This window comes from Streptomyces sp. NPDC102402, assembly GCF_044765765.1.
In the GTDB taxonomy this organism is placed as follows: Bacteria; Actinomycetota; Actinomycetes; order Streptomycetales; family Streptomycetaceae; genus Streptomyces.
The window spans coordinates 233,045-248,829 of the sequence record NZ_JBIWKR010000002.1 but is presented as its reverse complement, the minus strand read 5'-3'; the positions used below and the strand labels follow the sequence as shown (position 1 = coordinate 248,829).

The following is a 15,785-nucleotide window of genomic DNA, read 5'->3' as shown; positions in this document are numbered from 1 at the left end:
GAGACGACGGGCATTCACCGGACGATGTACAGCGACGACGACACCTACCGAATACGGAGCGGCGCCCCCCGGCGGGGGGCCGGGGCGCCCGCTCCCAGGACGGGGCCCTCCCGTACGGAGGCCCGGAGACGGTCCGTCGCCCGCCGAAGACGGATGCGAAGACGTCGTACCGTCTTCGCCGGGGCCGTGCTCACGGTGGTGGCCGCCGCGGCCTTCCTCTACACCGCCGCGCCGTGGCAGGACGACGGCGCCGCGGTCGCGGCGGACCTGGAGCCCGGCCGGACCGCTCCGCCACCCCCCGCCTCGCCCCCGGCGTCGGCTTCGCCGAAGGTGTCGGTGAGCCCCTCGGCTTCCGAGTCCCCCGAGGGCTCGCCCAGCGCCGAGGAGTCCGTGGATCCCGCCTCCGTGCCGTCCTCGGGTCCCGGCACCTTCACGGTGGCGCACGAGGGCGTCTCCTCCGGCGGCGGAGGCAGCCGCTACCGCGTCGAGGTGGAGGACGGTATCGGGGTGGACCCGGACAGCGCCGCCGAGGACGTCGCGGAGATACTGTCCGACCCACGGGGCTGGAGCAAGGGCGACAGCCACACCTTCCGCCAGGTCGCGGACGACAGCGCCGGACTGGTGATCCGGATCGGCACGCCGAGGACCACGGACCGGCTCTGCGGGCAGTACGACCTGGACACCCGGGGCGAGGTCAACTGCCGCGGCGGCAAGAACGTCATGGTCAACCTGCGGCGCTGGCAGCTCGGTTCACCGACGTTCGACGGGTCCGCGTCCGAGTACCGGGCCCTGATCATCAATCACGAGGTCGGCCACTGGCTGGGACACGGCCACGAGACGTGCCCCGGCGCCGGGAAGCCCGCGCCCGCGATGATGCAGCAGATCAAGGGGCTGAAGGGCTGCGTGTCCAACGCCTGGCCGTACGACGGCGACGGCCGCTACCTGGGCGGGCCCTCCGTGGCCTGAGGCCGCGCCCCGGGAGCGTCTCACCGCCGCCGGTGCACCAGCCGCCCGCCGAGGACCGTGGCCACGCAGGTGACGGCGCCCGCCGCGCACAGCTCCGCCTCGTCCGCCACGTCGAAGACCGCGAGGTCGGCGCGGCCGCCGACGGCGAGCGGGCCGTGCGCGGAACCCGCCAGGTCGCGCCCCCGCGCGAAGGGGTCCAGGTCCGGTCCGCCGGCCGGGGCCCCGGCGGGCGGGACCACCGTCAGACCCGCCCGGCCCACGGCGGTGCGCACGGCCGGCTCGCCGAGTACGCCCGCGACATGGGTGGTGCCGTGGCGCAGCATGCGCTGCAGCCCGCGGCGTACGCTTCCGGCCCGGCGGGGCTCGTCCATCCGCTCGGCCAGCTGCTCGAACCGCGCCCCGGTGAGGGGCTGTTCGCCGAGCTCGTCGGCCTCGCGCGGGTCGGGGTGGTAGCAGCGGGTCAGCAGCGGGAGGCCGTCCCACTGGCGCAGGCCCGGGGTGAGGACGCCCGGCCACTCCCGGACCCGGGCGGAGGGATGCGCGGCCACGACCGCGTCGTACGGGCCGAGGGCCACGATCCGGTCCCCGTCCACGGCGACCGCGCCGCCGCGGACGGCTGCCGCGCCGACCGGGAGGACCAGTGGCGCGGCGTGAACGGTCAGCACGCGTGCCTCAGTTGGCGTCGAGGAGCTTGAGCTCCGGGTGCGCCGTGCCGCCCACGATCGCCGTGGAGGAGATGTGCGAGACGACGCGCTCGTCGACCGGGTCGTTCGCCGGGTCGTCGTGGACGACCAGGTGCTCGTAGGTCGTGGCGCGCTGAGCGGGGACGCGGCCGGCCTTGCGGATCAGGTCGATGATCTCGAGCCGGTTCGAGCGGTGCTTGGCACCGGCCGACGAGACGACGTTCTCCTCCAGCATGATCGAGCCGAGGTCGTCCGCGCCGTAGTGCAGGGACAGCTGGCCGACCTCCTTGCCCGTGGTCAGCCAGGAGCCCTGGATGTGGGCGACGTTGTCGAGGAAGAGCCGGGCGATGGCGATCATCCGCAGGTACTCGAAGAGCGTGGCCTGCGTCTGCCCCTTCAGCTTGTTGTTCTCCGGCTGGTAGGTGTACGGGATGAAGGCGCGGAAGCCGCCCGTGCGGTCCTGGACGTCGCGGATCATCCGCAGGTGCTCGATGCGCTCGGCGTTGGTCTCGCCGGTTCCCATCAGCATGGTGGAGGTGGACTCGACGCCGAGGCCGTGGGCGATCTCCATGATCTCCAGCCAGCGCTCGCCGGACTCCTTGAGCGGGGCGATCGCCGTACGCGGCCGGGCGGGCAGCAGTTCGGCTCCCGCGCCGGCGAAGGAGTCGAGACCGGCGGCGTGGATCCGCTCGATGGCCTCCTTCGCGGAGACGTCCGAGATGCGGGCCATGTGCTCGATCTCGGAGGCGCCGAGCGAGTGGATGACCAGCTGCGGGAACGCCTTCTTGATCGCGGAGAAGTGCTCCTCGTAGTACTCGACGCCGTAGTCCGGGTGGTGGCCGCCCTGGAACATGATCTGTGTGCCGCCCAGCTCGACGGTCTCCGCGCAGCGGCGCAGGATGTCGTCGAGGTCGCGGGACCAGCCCTTGGCCGTGTCCTTGGGCGGCGCGTAGAACGCGCAGAACTTGCAGGCCGTGACGCAGACGTTGGTGTAGTTGATGTTGCGCTCGATGATGTACGTCGCGATGTGCTCGGTACCGGCGTAGCGGCGGCGGCGTACGGCGTCGGCCGCGGCCCCCAGCGCGTGCAGCGGTGCCGACCTGTAGAGGTCGAGCGCCTCCTCCGGAGTGATCCGCCCGCCTTCGGCGGCGCGGTCGAGGACGGGCTGAAGGTCGGCCTTCTCGGTCACCGGGCTGTCACCTTTCGGCGGTTTTTCTACGGATCCACGGACCGATCCAGCCTACGCCAGCCCTTCCCGGGGTCAGCCGTCGGACCGGGTGAGCGTGCCCTTCGGCGTGCCCGCGGCGTCTTCGTGGGACTCGTAGAGGAGGGTCTCGTCCGAGGTGAGGGTGAAGTCCAGGTCGGCCTCCCCGCCGGTGCACATCGTGCCGGTGCGGGCATCGGGGTCGGCGCGCTCCCGGATCTTCACCTCGGTGGCCGTCCCGGAGACGAGGGTGCCGACGCCCTTGCAGACGACGGTCGTCCCGAGCGCGTCGAAGCGGTACGAGAGCCGGACGACCTCCTCCCCCTTCCTCCCCTCGACGAAGACGGCGGTGACCGAGCCGTGCGGCGCGCCGCTGCGCTCGGTCGCGGAGCCCTTCCACGTACCGGCGAAGGCCTCGGGCAGTGCGCCGACCGGCGCGGAGGCGGCCGGTGAGGGCGGGGACTGCGCGGCGTCCGGCGGGGACTGCGAGCGGTCGGCCGACGGGGGCTGCTGGGCGGCGTCGCTGCCCCGGTCGTCGTCACCGCTCCCGAAGAGGTCCCCCAGCGTCGCGGCGCCGACCGTCACGACGGCGAGCGCGCCCGCGACGGCCAGCGCGACGGTGCAGCTGACCCGCCGCCCCCTTCGGCCGCCGGACGGCGGGACGGAGCCCACGGTGAGGGCGACGCGGGACCCCTGGTCCCGCTCCCCCGGGGCGCCCACGGCGGCCGGCGGCCCGGCGGGCGGAGGCGGCGGCGGAGGCCCGAAGGTGCCGGGCGCCGCGCTCCCCAGGGAGGCGTTGCTGAACGGCACGGGGCCCGACCGCACGGGCGCGTCCTGCGGCTCCAGGTCCAGCAGGGCCACCGCCGAACTGCTGACCTCGCGCACCAGGGGGCCCGGCAGCCAGCCGGGAGCCACCAGCGCGGCGGCCCCGCCGGGTGCGAGCCTGCGGGCGAGCTCGGCGGGGGCGGGCCGGTCGGCGGGGTCCTTGGCCAGGCACCCGGCCACCAGTTCCCGCAGTTCGCCTTCCAGCTCCCCGAGTTCGGGTTCCTCGTGGACCACCTTGTAGAGGAGTACGGCGGAGGAGTCGCCGAGGAAGGGCGCGGCTCCGGTCGCCGCGTAGGCGAGGACCGCGCCGAGCGAGAAGACGTCGGCCGCACCGGAGAGGTCGAGCCCCCGGATCTGTTCCGGGGCCATGTAGCCGGGCGAGCCGACGGAGACGCCGGTCGAGGTGAGGGAGACGGTGGCGCCGAGCGCCCGGGCGATCCCGAAGTCGATCAGCCGGGGGCCGTCGAGGGCGAGCAGGACGTTGGACGGCTTCACGTCCCGGTGGATGAGGCCGTGCGCGTGCACGGCGTCGAGCGCCTCGCCGAGCCCCGCGCCCAGGGTCCGTACCGCGCACTCGGGCAGCGGGCCGTGACGGGTGACCGCGTCGGAGAGCGGCGGCCCGGCCACGTATCCGGTGGCCACCCACGGCACGGGCGCGTCGGGGTCGGCGTCCAGCACCGGGGCCGTCCACTGCGCGCCGAGGCGCCGCGCGGCGTCCACCTCGCGCCGGAACCGGGCGCGGAACTGCTCGTCGAGGGCGAAGTGGGGGTGCACGACCTTGACCGCGACGGTACGGCCGCCGGCGCTGCGGCCCAGATAGACCCGGCCCATCCCGCCGGCCCCGAGCCTGCCGAGCAGCCGGTAGGCGCCGATGGTGTGCGGTTCGCCGGCTTCCAGCGGTTGCATACGGTCTCCCCCTGTGGACCCCGGAACTCGGACGGCAGCCTAGGGGGCGCGGCTCGCGGGGTCACGGAGACCCCTTCCGCCGATACCGCCCCTATCGGCATGAAGCAGGGATTTCGCCACTCGGAAAGGCGCGAATACGTCGTTCGTCCGGTGCCGCCCGGGTTCACCGGAGAGAAACCGGAAGGGCTTGTGGAAGCCATCCGCTATTCCTCCCCACGCGTGCGGGCAGGTACTCCGCCTGGAACTCCGGAACATTGACGCCCTTTCCCGGGAACGGAATGCCGATGCCGCGCGTCAGGGGTAAAGGGCACCCGTGTGCCAAGGTGCGGGAAGGCGCGGGATTCCTCTTCTCCCCCGCGCCATTCCCGTGCTCGCCGCGTGTCAGCCGCCGAGCAGTTCGACCTTGACGTCCGCCGGGAAGCCGGTCGTCGGGCCGGTCCGCCGGGCGAACTCGCGCACCCCCGCCAGCTGGTCCGGGCCGAAGCGGAAGTCCAGGGTGGTGAAGTAGCGCTCCAGCACCTCGGCGTCGAAGGCCTCCCAGCGCGCCGCCTGCTCGGCCACCTTGGTGACCTCCTCCAGCGAGACGTCACGGGAGGCCAGGAACGCCTCGTGCACCTTCTCCACGTAGTCGGGGTGCGAGGCCAGGTAGTCCTTGCGCGCTGCCCAGACCGCGAAGACGAACGGCAGCCCCGTCCACTCCTTCCACATCTCACCCAGGTCGTGGACCTGGAGTCCGAGCCTGGGAGCGTCGTGAAGGTTGGCCCGCAGGGCCGCGTCACCGATGAGGACGGCCGCGTCCGCCTCCTGCATCATCAGGCCGAGGTCGGGCGGGCAGGTGTAGTAGTCGGGGGCGACGCCGTACCGCTCGGAGAGCAGCAGCTGGGCCAGGCGCACGGAGGTGCGCGAGGTCGACCCGAGGGCCACCCGGGCCCCGTCCAGCTGCTCCAGGGGCAGCTGGGACACGATCACGCACGACATGACGGGGCCGTCGCAGCCGACGGCGATGTCGGGGAGGGCGACCAGGTCGTCGGCGTTGCGCAGGAACTCGACCAGGGTGACCGGACCGATGTCCAGATCACCCCTGACCAGCTGCTCACTGAGTCTTTCCGGGGTGTCCTTCGAGAGCTCCAGGTCGAGCAGGGTTCCGGTCCGTGCCAGGCCCCAGTACAGGGGGAGGCAGTTCAGGAACTGGATGTGGCCGACGCGCGGCCTGCTGCGACGGTCGTCGCCTTCTACGGGAGAGACGGTTGAATTGTCCACATCGCGAGGCTAGACCTGCCCCCGCCGACCCGCTTCATCGGGGCGTCCGAGAGCGCTCCCGAGGCCTTGTCCGTCAGCTCCGCGAGGGCCCGATCAAACATCCGAGTGAGGTGATCTTTCCCTCTACCGCTCCCCGCACACTGCGTGCTAGGCTCGCCCGCAAGTTGCAGTTTGGTTTCCCTTGCAGTACAGAGCCTGCGGAGCATGTAACCCGCAGGCTTTTGTAGTTTTCAGACTTGTTTGCAGGTTCTGGAGCAGGGCAACCCTTTGGCCCAAGGAGGGCTTTATGGCTACCGGAACCGTCAAGTGGTTCAACGCTGAAAAGGGCTTCGGCTTCATCGCCCAGGACGGCGGCGGCCCGGATGTCTTCGTCCACTACTCCGCGATCAACGCGTCCGGGTTCCGCTCCCTCGAGGAGAACCAGGTCGTGAACTTCGACGTCACTCAGGGTCCCAAGGGTCCGCAGGCTGAGAACGTCACCCCGGCCTAGTTGCCCGGGTCGGCCGATCGCGGCCGAGTGAGCAGTACCCAAGGAGCCCCGCTCCCCCGCTTCGGCGGGGGAGCGGGGCTCCTGCCTTCGGGGCACCGGGCCGGTGCCGGCCCGGGCCGTCGTTGTCGAGGCCCTGTGCAGAGCGACACCCGATGCTGACGAGCCCGCCCATCACAAGGCAGACTGTTGAGCCCGGTACCACCGGTGTGGTGCGGCGGGGTCGGCAGGACCGGCGGGGCGAGCAGTACAGGGGGCACCATGAACCGCGACAACGGACCCGGCGTGCGCGTTCCGGAGCAGCGTGCTCCACAGGAGCGAACAGCCGGAGCCTCACTGCGCTTCACCGTCCTCGGCCCGGTACGCGCCTGGCGCGGCAGCGTGCTCCTGCCGTCCGGTTCCCCGCAGCAACGCGCCCTGCTGGCAGCCCTGCTCCTGCGGGACGGCCGCACGGCCACCGCCGGCGAACTCATCGACGCCCTCTGGGGCGACGACCCGCCGTCCCAGGCGCTGGCCACCGTACGGACGTACGCCTCGCGGCTCCGCAAGATCCTGGGCCAGGACACACTCGTCAGCGAGTCCGGCGGGTACGCCGTCCGGATCGCGCGCGAGGCACTGGACCTGACCGCCGCTCAGGACCTGGCCGCCCAGGCGGAGAAGGCCCGCGGCGGCGGGGACCGCTGCCGGGCCCGCACCCTGCTCAACGAACTGCTCGGCCTCTGGGACGGCGAGGCGCTCGCCTCCCTCCCCGGGCCCTATGCGGAGAACCAGCGCACCAGCCTGGAGGAATGGCATCTCCAGCTCGTCGAGACACGTCTCGACCTGGACCTGGAGGTCGGCTGCCACGCCGAGGCGGTCTCCGAACTGACCGCGCTCACCGCTTCGCACCCCCTGCGCGAGCGGCTGCGGGAACTGCTGATGGTCGCCCTGTACCGCAGCGGCCGGCAGGCCGAGGCCCTCGCGGTGTACGCCGACACCCGCCGCCTGCTCGCGGAGGAACTGGGCGTCGACCCGCGCCCCGAGCTCGCCCAGCTCCAGCAGCGGATCCTGCGGGCCGACGAGGAGCTGGCCCGCCCCGCCGACGAGCCCGCGGCGGCGCCCGCCCCGGTCCGCCCGGCCCAGCTCCCGGCCACCGTCCCCGACTTCACGGGACGCGACGCGTTCGTACGCGAGCTGGGCGCCCGGATCGCGACCGCCGAGGGCTCCGTGATGGCGGTCTCCGCGCTGGCCGGGATCGGCGGCGTCGGCAAGACGACCCTCGCCGTGCACGTCGCCCACCAGGCACGCCGTCACTTCCCGGACGGCCAGCTGTACGTCGACCTCCAGGGTGCGGGCAACCGGGCCGCGGAACCCGAGACGGTCCTCGGGGCGTTCCTGCGCGCCCTGGGCACCGCCGACTCCGCGATCCCGGACTCCCTCGACGAGCGGGCCGCCCTCTACCGCTCCGCCCTCGACGGCCGCCGCATCCTGGTCCTGCTCGACAACGCCCATGACGCGGCCCAGATCAGGCCGCTGCTGCCCGGCACGGAGGGCTGCGCGGCCCTGGTCACCAGCCGCGTCCGCATGGTCGACCTGGCGGGCGCGCACCTCGTGGACCTCGACGTGATGTCCCCCGAGGAGGCCCTGCGGCTCTTCACCCGCATCGTCGGCGACGAGCGCGTCCGCTCGGAGCGCGAGGCCGCCCTGGACGTGGTCGCCGCGTGCGGCTTCCTCCCCCTCGCCATCCGCATCGCCGCCTCCCGGCTGGCCGCCCGCCGCACCTGGACGGTCTCGGTGCTGGCCGCGAAGCTCGCCGACGAACGCCGCCGCCTCGACGAACTCCAGGCGGGCGACCTCGCGGTGAAGGCCACCTTCGAGCTCGGCTACGGCCAGCTGGAGCCGGCCCAGGCCCGCGCCTTCCGCCTCCTGGGCCTGGCGGACGGCCCCGACATCTCCCTCGCCGCGGCGGCCGCGCTCCTGAACCTGGACCCCCACACGACGGAGGACCTCCTGGAGACCCTGGTCGACACCAGCCTCCTGGAGTCCGCCGCCCCGGGCCGCTACCGCTACCACGACCTGGTGCGGCTCTACGCGCGTGCGTGCGCGGAACGCGACGAACAGCCGCCGGTGGAGAAGGACCTGGCGCTCTCGCGGCTGCTGGACTTCTACCTGGCCACGGCGGCGGGGGTGTACGCGCTGGAGCGGCCGGGGGACCGGCTGGTCACTCACCTGGAGCCGACGCAGTACCCAGGGCTCACGTTCGAGAACCGCCATTCCGCCTTGGACTGGCTCTACTCCGAAGCGAACTGCCTCCTGGCGTGCGCACAGCAGTCGACCGGGACCAGCACGCTGCGCAGAGCGGTCGACCTGCTGTGGGCCGCGAAGGACCTGGCCGAGTCCGGGGCGAACTCGAAGCAGTACGAGTCGGCGGCCTTGAAGACGCGAGACGCGGCTCAGACCTGCGGGGACGCACACGCGGAGGGCCGAGCCCGGACCACCATCACCAATGTCCACATCGTGGCGGGCCGTTTCGACGAAGCCGACGCCGAGGCACAGCTGGCCATGCAGCTCGCACGTTCGGCCGACGACCCGGTTCCCAACTGCTGGGCACCCAACGACCGGGGAGTGGTCGCCATCTACCAGGGGCGGCACGAGGAAGGCGAACGGTATCTGCTCCAGGCCATCGACAACTTCCGGGCCGACGGCAACTACGTCGGCCAGGCGAGTGCCCTGTGCAATCTCTCCCGGATCCACGTATCACTCGGGCGCATCTCCAGCGCGATAGAGCTCGCGCAGCAGGGCATCGACATCTACGACCGGATGGGGCTCAGCCTGCGCCTGGCCAACGGCCGATACGCCCTGGGTATTGCCCTGACCCGGGCGGGCCGGCTGTCCGAAGCCCTGAACCAGCTCACCGAGGCACTGGCCCTCTTCCATGACAACCGTCAGCCGCTGTGGGAGGGCGTCACGCATTTCAGGCTGGCAGAGGCTCACCTCGCCGCACACCGCCCGACCTTGGCGGCTGCTCACGCGGAGCAGGCGATCGCACTCCGTGGCATCGGGGGCGAGTGGCGCCGCGGCACCGTACTGACCGTGCTCGGCAAGGCGCTCGACACCATCGGCCAGCCTGACCGCGCACGGGCCTGCTGGCGCGAAGCCCTCGCGATCTACGAGCAGTTGGGCGCGCCCGAGGCCGAGGAGGCTCGCCTGTTGCTCACGCCGGTGGCCGCGGCGTAGCCATGGCGTTCATCGTTCGTTTATCGCCGGGCGCCAGTCTGTGGTTCATCGAGCCGTCGCGTCGGGGGGCAGGCGGATCGACGGAACGGCCGTCCCAGTAGGGTGAGCGGCCCTGAGATGCCCGCCCGGCGATCCACGGGGGAATGGCCGGGCGGGCATCGCCGACCTCGCACGGAATGACGAACGGGAGCTGACGATGAGCGAAGCGAAGAAGGCCAAGGACGACCTCCTCAAGCCGCAGGACAACCACGCGTCCGACGCCGACACGGGCGTCGCCACCACGCAGGACAACCACGCCTCGGGTGGGGGCATCACGACCCTGGACAACCACGCGTCCGGCGAAGAGATCACGACGCTGGACAACCACGGTTCGGCTCCCACGCCCAAGTAGACCTTCACTCTGCGGGGGACGGGGGGAACGGCCGCGGCGGCGCGGAGGGGGAGCCGCCGCGGCCGCCGCGCGTCCGTGCCGCCGCGCGTCGGGCAAGGACGGCAGGCGGAAGCTGTGCCGGCCGGCAGTCCAGGTCCGGGCGTTGCGACCGTGAGCGCCTTCCTGGCGGCCGTACCAGCGGCCGTACCGCCCGGAGTCAGTACCGCAGCTCCGCCGAGACCGTGCAGCGCTTCACGCGGGAGACCAGACGGGGGCTGTCCATCTTCACCGTCACGGTCGCGGTGTCGCCGTTCGCGAGGTCGACCGTCGCCTCGCCCGTGTCGACGGTCAGGCCCTTCGCGTCGACGAACGTCACGTCCACCTCGTACGTGTGCTCGGTCGTCGCCGTCGAGCGGATCTCGACCGTCGAGGAGGTCACCGCCCTGCGCTTGCCCTTCTTGGGCTGGGCGCAGCGGACGACGCGGACCACGGGGGCGTCCGAGGCGGTGGGGCCGGGCGTGGCCGACTCGTACGTGGAGCCGCCGGACGAGCTGGACGAGCTGTCGTAGTCGTCGTCGTCGTAGTCGCGGTAACCGTTGTTGCTCTTCTTGGAGCTGGAGCAGCCGCCTCCGCCCGAACCGCCGCTGCTCCGGCTCTTCCCGCTCTTGCCGCCGTGGCTGGATGTGGAGAATCCGGTGAGCGCGAGCACCACCACGACCAGTACGGCCGCGAACCTCATCTGTCGCCGCATCATCGATGCAGCCCCCCTTGCTGTAGTCGGCTTTCCCGTAGTTGGCTCCTCCGGCCGCCGCGCGGGCCGCGCGACACCGTAACGCACAGCATTCCGGACGCTCCCCCATGGCCCCGTCATGGCCCTGTCACGATCTGGTCGTGGTCTCCGGTCCCGGGGCGGCGGCTCCGTCAGGGGCGCGGACGGGAGTTGAGCCGGGCGGCACAGCGCGTCAGGTGGTCACGTTCGGCGAGGTCGGATGCCTTGAGGGCCGCCTCGGCGTACAGCCGTGCCGCCGTCGTCAGGTCGCCGTCGCGCTCGTGGAGGTACGCCGCCACGGCTGTGTGGCGGGGCAGTGAGGCGTCCAGCTCCGCGAGCGCCGCCAGGCCGGCGCGCGGTCCGTCGGCCTCCCCGACGGCGACGGCGCGGTTGAGCCGGACGACCGGGCTGCCGGTGAGGCGCGCGAGCTCGTCGTACCACTCGACGATCTGCACCCAGTCCGTCTCCCCGGCGGTGGGCGCGTCGGCGTGGAGCGCCGCGACGGCGGCCTGGGCCTGGAACTCGCCCAGCCGGTCGCGGGCGAGGGCCTCCTGGAGGATGCCGATGCCCTCGGCGATCAGCGCGGTGTCCCAGCGCCCGCGGTCCTGCTCGGCGAGCGGGACCAGGCTGCCGTCGGACGCGGTCCTGGCCCCGCGCCGGGCGTGGTGGAGCAGCATGAGGGCGAGCAGCCCCGCGACCTCGGGGTGGTCGACGACGGCCGCGAGCTGCCGGGTGAGCCGGATGGCCTCGGCGGCGAGGTCGACGTCGCCGGAGTAGCCCTCGTTGAAGACCAGGTAGAGGACGCGCAGCACGGTGGCGACGTCGCCTGGCCGCTCGAACCGCACCCCGGCGACGGTGCGCTTGGCGCGGCTGATGCGCTGCGCCATGGTCGCCTCCGGCACCAGGTAGGCAGCGGCGATCTGGCGTGTGGTGAGCCCGCCGACGGCGCGCAGGGTGAGCGCGACCGCGGATGCCGGGGTCAACGACGGGTGGGCGCACAGGAAGTAGAGCTGAAGTGTGTCGTCCACCGCGGGCGCGGGACCGGGCGCCGGTTCCTCGTCGACGAGGTCCTCACGGCGGCGCCGGGCGGCGTCCGCCCGGCTCGCGTCCAGGAACCGGTGCCAGGCCGCGGTGACCAGCCAGCCCTTCGCATCCCGCGGAGGGTCGGCCGGCCAGGCGCGGAGGGCCTGCAGCAGGGCCTCCTGCACGGCGTCCTCGGCCGCCGCGAAGTCGGCCCCGCGGCGGACGAGGATCGCGAGCACACCGGGAGTGAGGCTGCGCGGCAGTGCCTCGTCCATGGGTGGGATCACTCCGTGACGGTGGGCGGCTCGGTCAGGAACGGGCGCAGCTCCAGCCACTCGTGGATCGGTTCCCCGCCCGCCCCCGGAGCGGCCGACAGCTCTCCGGCCAGCTCGACGGCGCGCTCGTAGCTGTCGACGTCGATCACCATCCAGCCGGCGATGAGGTCCTTGGTCTCGGCGAACGGGCCGTCGGTGACCGGCGGGCGGCCCTCGCCGTCGTACCGGACGAACGTGCCGCTGGGGGCGAGCGCCTGGCCGTCGACGTACTCGCCGGTCCCTTCGAGCCGGGCCGCGAAGTCGTTCATGTACCGCATGTGGGCCGAGATCTCCTCGGGCGTCCACTTGTCCATCGGCACGTCGTTGACCGCGGCCGGGGCGCCTCGGTAGTGCTTGAGAAGCAGGTACTTCGCCATGATGGTTCTCCCTCGCCGGTACGACCCCTTGTGGTCGCGTTCATAGCAGGGACGGTGCCGGTCGCGGGTTCTCGACATCGCCTCCGGGTTTTCTTCGGCTCTCTTTTTTCCGGCTCCCGGATGACGGCGCTCTCCGTACGTCCCCCGCTCCCGCCGGTCTCCGATGGCACGGGAGATCGGCCGGGCGTAGCGTCGATCGCGGGGAGCGGTGCGCACGGCCGTGCGCCAAGGCCCGGGAGGCTGACGATGATCCGCAACGTCATCGGCTCCGTCGTCGCACTCGTGGGAGCAGCGGCGGCCGTCCAGAGCCCTTTCCAGCGCTGGTACCAGGACCGCCTGGGGCGGGATTACCGCATCCAGGACCTGTTCGACGGCATCACCGGCGTCTCGTCGTCCGTGATGGCCTCGATCCTGCTGCCGTTCCTCTTCGCCGCGCTGGTGACCCTGGTGGGGGTCGTGCTCCGCTCGCGCTGGGTGGTGGCCCTCGCGGGCCTGATCGTGCTCGGCTTCACCGTGCTCTGGATGGTCCGGCAGGGCCAGGCCGCGAGCGGTCTGACGGTCGACGGCGAGGGTTCGGGGCTCCGCTGGGGCGTGGCCCAGGCGCTGGCCGGCGGCATCCTGCTCCTGCTGGGCGCCCTGCTGATGTCGGGGCGGCGGCGGACCGCCCGGGCGGCGCCCGTCGCCGAGCCGTATCCCGTACCGCCGGACGACCACCCGGACACCTGGCCGCCTACGCAGGAGCCGGGTCCGGCCGCCTACACGTCGTCCGCCCCCGAGCCGGAGGCGGACCCGTACACCGGGCCCGGCCGGCACCGGGCTGCCCCTGCCGACGAGGACACGGCCCCCTACCCCGTCCAGGGGGAGGAGCGCGGGGAGGAGCGCCCCTACCCCGGCGAGGACCCGGACCGGAACCGCTATCACCCGCCGCATCCGTGAGAGGTCAGGCCCGGGCCCTGCTGCCCGTCCCCGTGCCCTTCAGCGCGTCCAGGGCGTACACGCAGCGGTCCTTGCTGCACGCGTACACGACACCCGCCTGCGCCACCGGGGAGCCCGTGATCTCCCCGCCCGTGGCCAGCTTCCAGCGGAGCTGGCCACCCGCCGCGTCCAGCGTGTAGAGCACGTGGTCCGCCGAGCCGAAGTGGACCCGGCCGTCCGCGACCACCGGGGCGCCGACCACCTCGCCCCCCGCGGCGAACCGCCACTTCGGCGTGCCGGTCACCGCGTCGAGCGTGTACAGCGCGCTGCCGCTGCCGACGTGCACGTTGCCCGCCGTGACCAGCACGGGTTCGACGGACTGCCGGGCCTCCGTCGCGATCCGCCACCGGTCCTTGCCGGTCGAGGCGTCCAGCGCGTACACGGTCCCCAGGTAGTCGGCGAGGTACACCCCGCCGCCCGTGACGGCGGGGCCCGGCGCGAAGGCGGGCGGGGAGAGGAAGACGGCGGGCGACTCGAAGTGCCACCGCACCCGGCCGGAGACCGCGTCCACGGCCAGTACCCGGGTGCCCGCCGCGACGTAGACGAAGCCGTCGGGCGCGGCGGTCACCCGGACCGGCACGCCGCCGCAGGAGGCGGCGTCGCCGACGGGGTACGACCACCGCTCGGCGCCGGTGCGGGCGTCGACGGCCCGCAGCCGGGCGTCCTGCCACAGGTAGACCGTGCCGTCGTGGATGACGGGTCCGGCCTCCGCCGTCTCGAAGTCCGTCTGGACGCCGGAGGTCTCCCACAGCTTCTCGCCGCTGGACGCCTCCCACGCCTGTACGCCGCCGCCACGCGTCCCGGTCAGGACGGTGCCCCGGTCGGCCTTGAGGGAGTACACCCAGGCGTCGGTCGAGAGCCGCCACCGCTCGGCACCGGTCGCCGCGTCCAGCGCGTACAGCGACGGGCCGTCCGAGGCGTGGATCCGGCCGCCGTCGACGGCCATCGACCAGGCGACGTCACGGGTCTTGAACTGACGGCGCCCGTTGCCGACGTCCAGGGCATGGACCTCGAAGGACGTCACGTAGAGCAGATCGCCCACCACGACGGGCGTGCCCCACACGTCGTTCGACATGCGGAACCGCCACGGCCGCCAGCGCTCCGGCACGGCCGGCGCGGTGTCCGGGGCCTGTGCCGGGGCGGGTACCGGAGCGGTGGGAACGGCCGACGTCTGGCCGGGCGCGCGCACCCAGCCGGTGGCCGGGTCCGCGTGCGCGGCGGCGGGGCCGCGCACCTCCACGGGGCGGGGTCCGGGACCGATCGGCACCTTGGCGCCGGCAAGCTGCACGGGCCCGCCGTCGAGCGCGGAGACCGGTACGGGGGCTGGGGCGGTCCGCACATCGCCGCCGCGCCACGCCCCGTCCTGGCCGGCACCGGGCGGGGGCTGCCGCGGGGGCGGGGGCACGACCACGGGGGCGGGCGCCACGGTGACGGCACGGCCGCCGCCCCGGCGCTGCTCGATCATCGCGGTCGCGACGGTCGGCAGCCAGGCCGACGCCGTGCCGCTGTCGTCGCTGCCGGAGGCGAACAGGTGCGGTGCCAGCTGGGACTGGAGGTCCGCCGGACTGGGCCGCCGGGTGGCGTCCATCTGCATGCAGGACTCGATGAGCGGGCGCAGGTCGTCGGGCAGCCCCGCGGTGTCGGGGCCCTCCCGCAGCAGCATGAACACGGTCTCCACGGGATTCGCCCCGTGGAAGGGCGCGTGCCCGGTCGCCGCGAAGACCAGCGTCGAGCCGAGCGAGAAGATGTCGCTGGCGCCGGTCACGCTGCGCGAGTCGCGGGCCTGCTCCGGAGACATGTACGCGGGGGTGCCCACGGCGACGTTCGTCATGGTCAGCCGGGTGTTGGAGACACCGGACGCGATACCGAAGTCGATCACCCGCGGCCCGTCCTCCACCACGAGGACGTTGGACGGCTTCAGGTCCCGGTGGACGAGGCCGGCCCCGTGGATGGACTGCAGGGCCTCGGCGATCCCGGCGGCCAGCCAGCGCACCGCCTGCGTCGGCATCGGCCCGCACTCCGTCACTATCTCCTCGAGGGAGGGTGCGGGGACGTACGCGGTGGCCAGCCAGGGCACCGCCGCCCTCGGGTCGGCGTCGACCACCGCGGCCGTGTAGAAACCGCTGACCGCGCGTGCGGCCTCCACCTCGCGCGTGAAGCGGACCCGGAACAGCTGGTCCTCGGCCAGTTCCGTACGGACCGTCTTGATCGCCACCCGCCGGCCCGACGCCGACCGCGCGAGATAGACCAGCCCCATGCCGCCGGCCCCGAGCCGTCCCAGCACCTCGAACGGGCCGATCCGCCTCGGGTCATGCTGCGTCAGCTGCTCCACTTGCCTGCCACCTCCCCGTACGGACCTCAGGAACAGAAGCCCGCGAAATCCCGCCCTGTGCAGCGTCTCACCACTGGG

General features: G+C 73.0%; 13 protein-coding genes. 5 read left to right on the top strand and 8 right to left on the bottom strand.

Going from position 1 to position 15,785, the window contains the following annotated elements:
* Positions 1–24: 24 nt before the first annotated feature.
* The gene (locus ACIRJR_RS05965; RefSeq protein ID WP_403774487.1) at positions 25–966 is read left to right on the top strand and encodes a DUF3152 domain-containing protein; all 942 of its coding nucleotides are present in this window, start codon (positions 25–27) and stop codon (positions 964–966) included.
* Between the two features lie 20 nt (positions 967–986).
* Here the strand turns inward: ACIRJR_RS05965 and ACIRJR_RS05960 are convergent, their stop codons facing one another.
* The 4 genes from ACIRJR_RS05960 to ACIRJR_RS05945 form a co-directional block, all read right to left on the bottom strand.
* Positions 987–1,631 (bottom strand): imidazolonepropionase-like domain-containing protein, encoded by a 645-nt coding sequence (locus ACIRJR_RS05960; protein ID WP_403774484.1) that lies wholly within the window; start codon positions 1,629–1,631, stop codon positions 987–989.
* Positions 1,632–1,638: 7 nt separating this feature from the next.
* Complete coding sequence (gene mqnC, locus ACIRJR_RS05955; protein ID WP_403774481.1) at positions 1,639–2,838, bottom strand: cyclic dehypoxanthinyl futalosine synthase; 1,200 nt, start codon at positions 2,836–2,838, stop codon at positions 1,639–1,641.
* Between the two features lie 72 nt (positions 2,839–2,910).
* On the bottom strand, positions 2,911–4,584 hold the full coding sequence (locus tag ACIRJR_RS05950) for a serine/threonine-protein kinase (RefSeq protein WP_403774478.1): 1,674 nt from the start codon (positions 4,582–4,584) through the stop codon (positions 2,911–2,913).
* 381 nt (positions 4,585–4,965) lie between these two features.
* The gene (locus tag ACIRJR_RS05945; RefSeq protein ID WP_103760369.1) at positions 4,966–5,844 is read right to left on the bottom strand and encodes a menaquinone biosynthetic enzyme MqnA/MqnD family protein; all 879 of its coding nucleotides are present in this window, start codon (positions 5,842–5,844) and stop codon (positions 4,966–4,968) included.
* A 286-nt stretch (positions 5,845–6,130) separates the two neighbouring features.
* Between ACIRJR_RS05945 and ACIRJR_RS05940 the strand changes: the two genes are divergently transcribed.
* The 3 genes from ACIRJR_RS05940 to ACIRJR_RS05930 all read left to right on the top strand — a co-directional run bounded on the left by ACIRJR_RS05940 (position 6,131) and on the right by ACIRJR_RS05930 (position 9,938).
* A complete protein-coding gene (locus ACIRJR_RS05940) occupies positions 6,131–6,334 on the top strand; it encodes a cold-shock protein (RefSeq protein WP_003967102.1) in 204 nt (67 codons plus the stop codon).
* Positions 6,335–6,592: 258 nt separating this feature from the next.
* On the top strand, positions 6,593–9,547 hold the full coding sequence (locus ACIRJR_RS05935) for a BTAD domain-containing putative transcriptional regulator (protein ID WP_403774474.1): 2,955 nt from the start codon (positions 6,593–6,595) through the stop codon (positions 9,545–9,547).
* Between the two features lie 196 nt (positions 9,548–9,743).
* Entirely contained in the window at positions 9,744–9,938 is a 195-nt protein-coding gene (locus ACIRJR_RS05930; RefSeq protein ID WP_403774471.1) for a sigma-like protein, read from the top strand.
* A gap of 196 nt (positions 9,939–10,134) precedes the next feature.
* On the opposite strand, the gene ACIRJR_RS05925 is transcribed toward ACIRJR_RS05930, so the two are convergent.
* The 3 genes from ACIRJR_RS05925 to ACIRJR_RS05915 all read right to left on the bottom strand — a co-directional run bounded on the left by ACIRJR_RS05925 (position 10,135) and on the right by ACIRJR_RS05915 (position 12,400).
* Positions 10,135–10,671, bottom strand: a complete 537-nt coding sequence (locus tag ACIRJR_RS05925) for a hypothetical protein (RefSeq protein ID WP_403774468.1) — start codon at positions 10,669–10,671, stop codon at positions 10,135–10,137.
* A gap of 167 nt (positions 10,672–10,838) precedes the next feature.
* Positions 10,839–11,984, bottom strand: coding sequence for an RNA polymerase sigma factor (locus ACIRJR_RS05920; protein WP_403774465.1), 1,146 nt, complete (start codon positions 11,982–11,984; stop codon positions 10,839–10,841).
* 8 nt (positions 11,985–11,992) lie between these two features.
* Complete coding sequence (locus ACIRJR_RS05915) at positions 11,993–12,400, bottom strand: YciI family protein (RefSeq protein WP_403774462.1); 408 nt, start codon at positions 12,398–12,400, stop codon at positions 11,993–11,995.
* Between the two features lie 246 nt (positions 12,401–12,646).
* On the opposite strand from ACIRJR_RS05915, the gene ACIRJR_RS05910 reads away from it, so the two are divergent.
* Positions 12,647–13,336: a hypothetical protein gene (locus tag ACIRJR_RS05910; protein WP_403774459.1), complete on the top strand. Its 690-nt coding sequence runs from the start codon at positions 12,647–12,649 to the stop codon at positions 13,334–13,336.
* Positions 13,337–13,340: 4 nt separating this feature from the next.
* Here the strand turns inward: ACIRJR_RS05910 and ACIRJR_RS05905 are convergent, their stop codons facing one another.
* Positions 13,341–15,707 (bottom strand): PQQ-binding-like beta-propeller repeat protein, encoded by a 2,367-nt coding sequence (locus ACIRJR_RS05905; RefSeq protein WP_403774456.1) that lies wholly within the window; start codon positions 15,705–15,707, stop codon positions 13,341–13,343.
* Positions 15,708–15,785 lie beyond the last annotated feature (78 nt).

Bases quoted from the DNA above. Each gene is read 5' to 3' on its own strand.
- ACIRJR_RS05965 (WP_403774487.1), top strand. From the start codon at position 25: ATGTACAGCGACGACGACACCTACCGAATACGGAGCGGCGCCCCCCGG.
- ACIRJR_RS05950 (WP_403774478.1), bottom strand. From the start codon at position 4,584: ATGCAACCGCTGGAAGCCGGCGAACCGCACACCATCGGCGCCTACCGG.
- ACIRJR_RS05940 (WP_003967102.1), top strand. From the start codon at position 6,131: ATGGCTACCGGAACCGTCAAGTGGTTCAACGCTGAAAAGGGCTTCGGC.
- ACIRJR_RS05935 (WP_403774474.1), top strand. From the start codon at position 6,593: ATGAACCGCGACAACGGACCCGGCGTGCGCGTTCCGGAGCAGCGTGCT.
- ACIRJR_RS05930 (WP_403774471.1), top strand. From the start codon at position 9,744: ATGAGCGAAGCGAAGAAGGCCAAGGACGACCTCCTCAAGCCGCAGGAC.
- ACIRJR_RS05925 (WP_403774468.1), bottom strand. From the start codon at position 10,671: ATGATGCGGCGACAGATGAGGTTCGCGGCCGTACTGGTCGTGGTGGTG.
- ACIRJR_RS05920 (WP_403774465.1), bottom strand. From the start codon at position 11,984: ATGGACGAGGCACTGCCGCGCAGCCTCACTCCCGGTGTGCTCGCGATC.
- ACIRJR_RS05915 (WP_403774462.1), bottom strand. From the start codon at position 12,400: ATGGCGAAGTACCTGCTTCTCAAGCACTACCGAGGCGCCCCGGCCGCG.
- ACIRJR_RS05910 (WP_403774459.1), top strand. From the start codon at position 12,647: ATGATCCGCAACGTCATCGGCTCCGTCGTCGCACTCGTGGGAGCAGCG.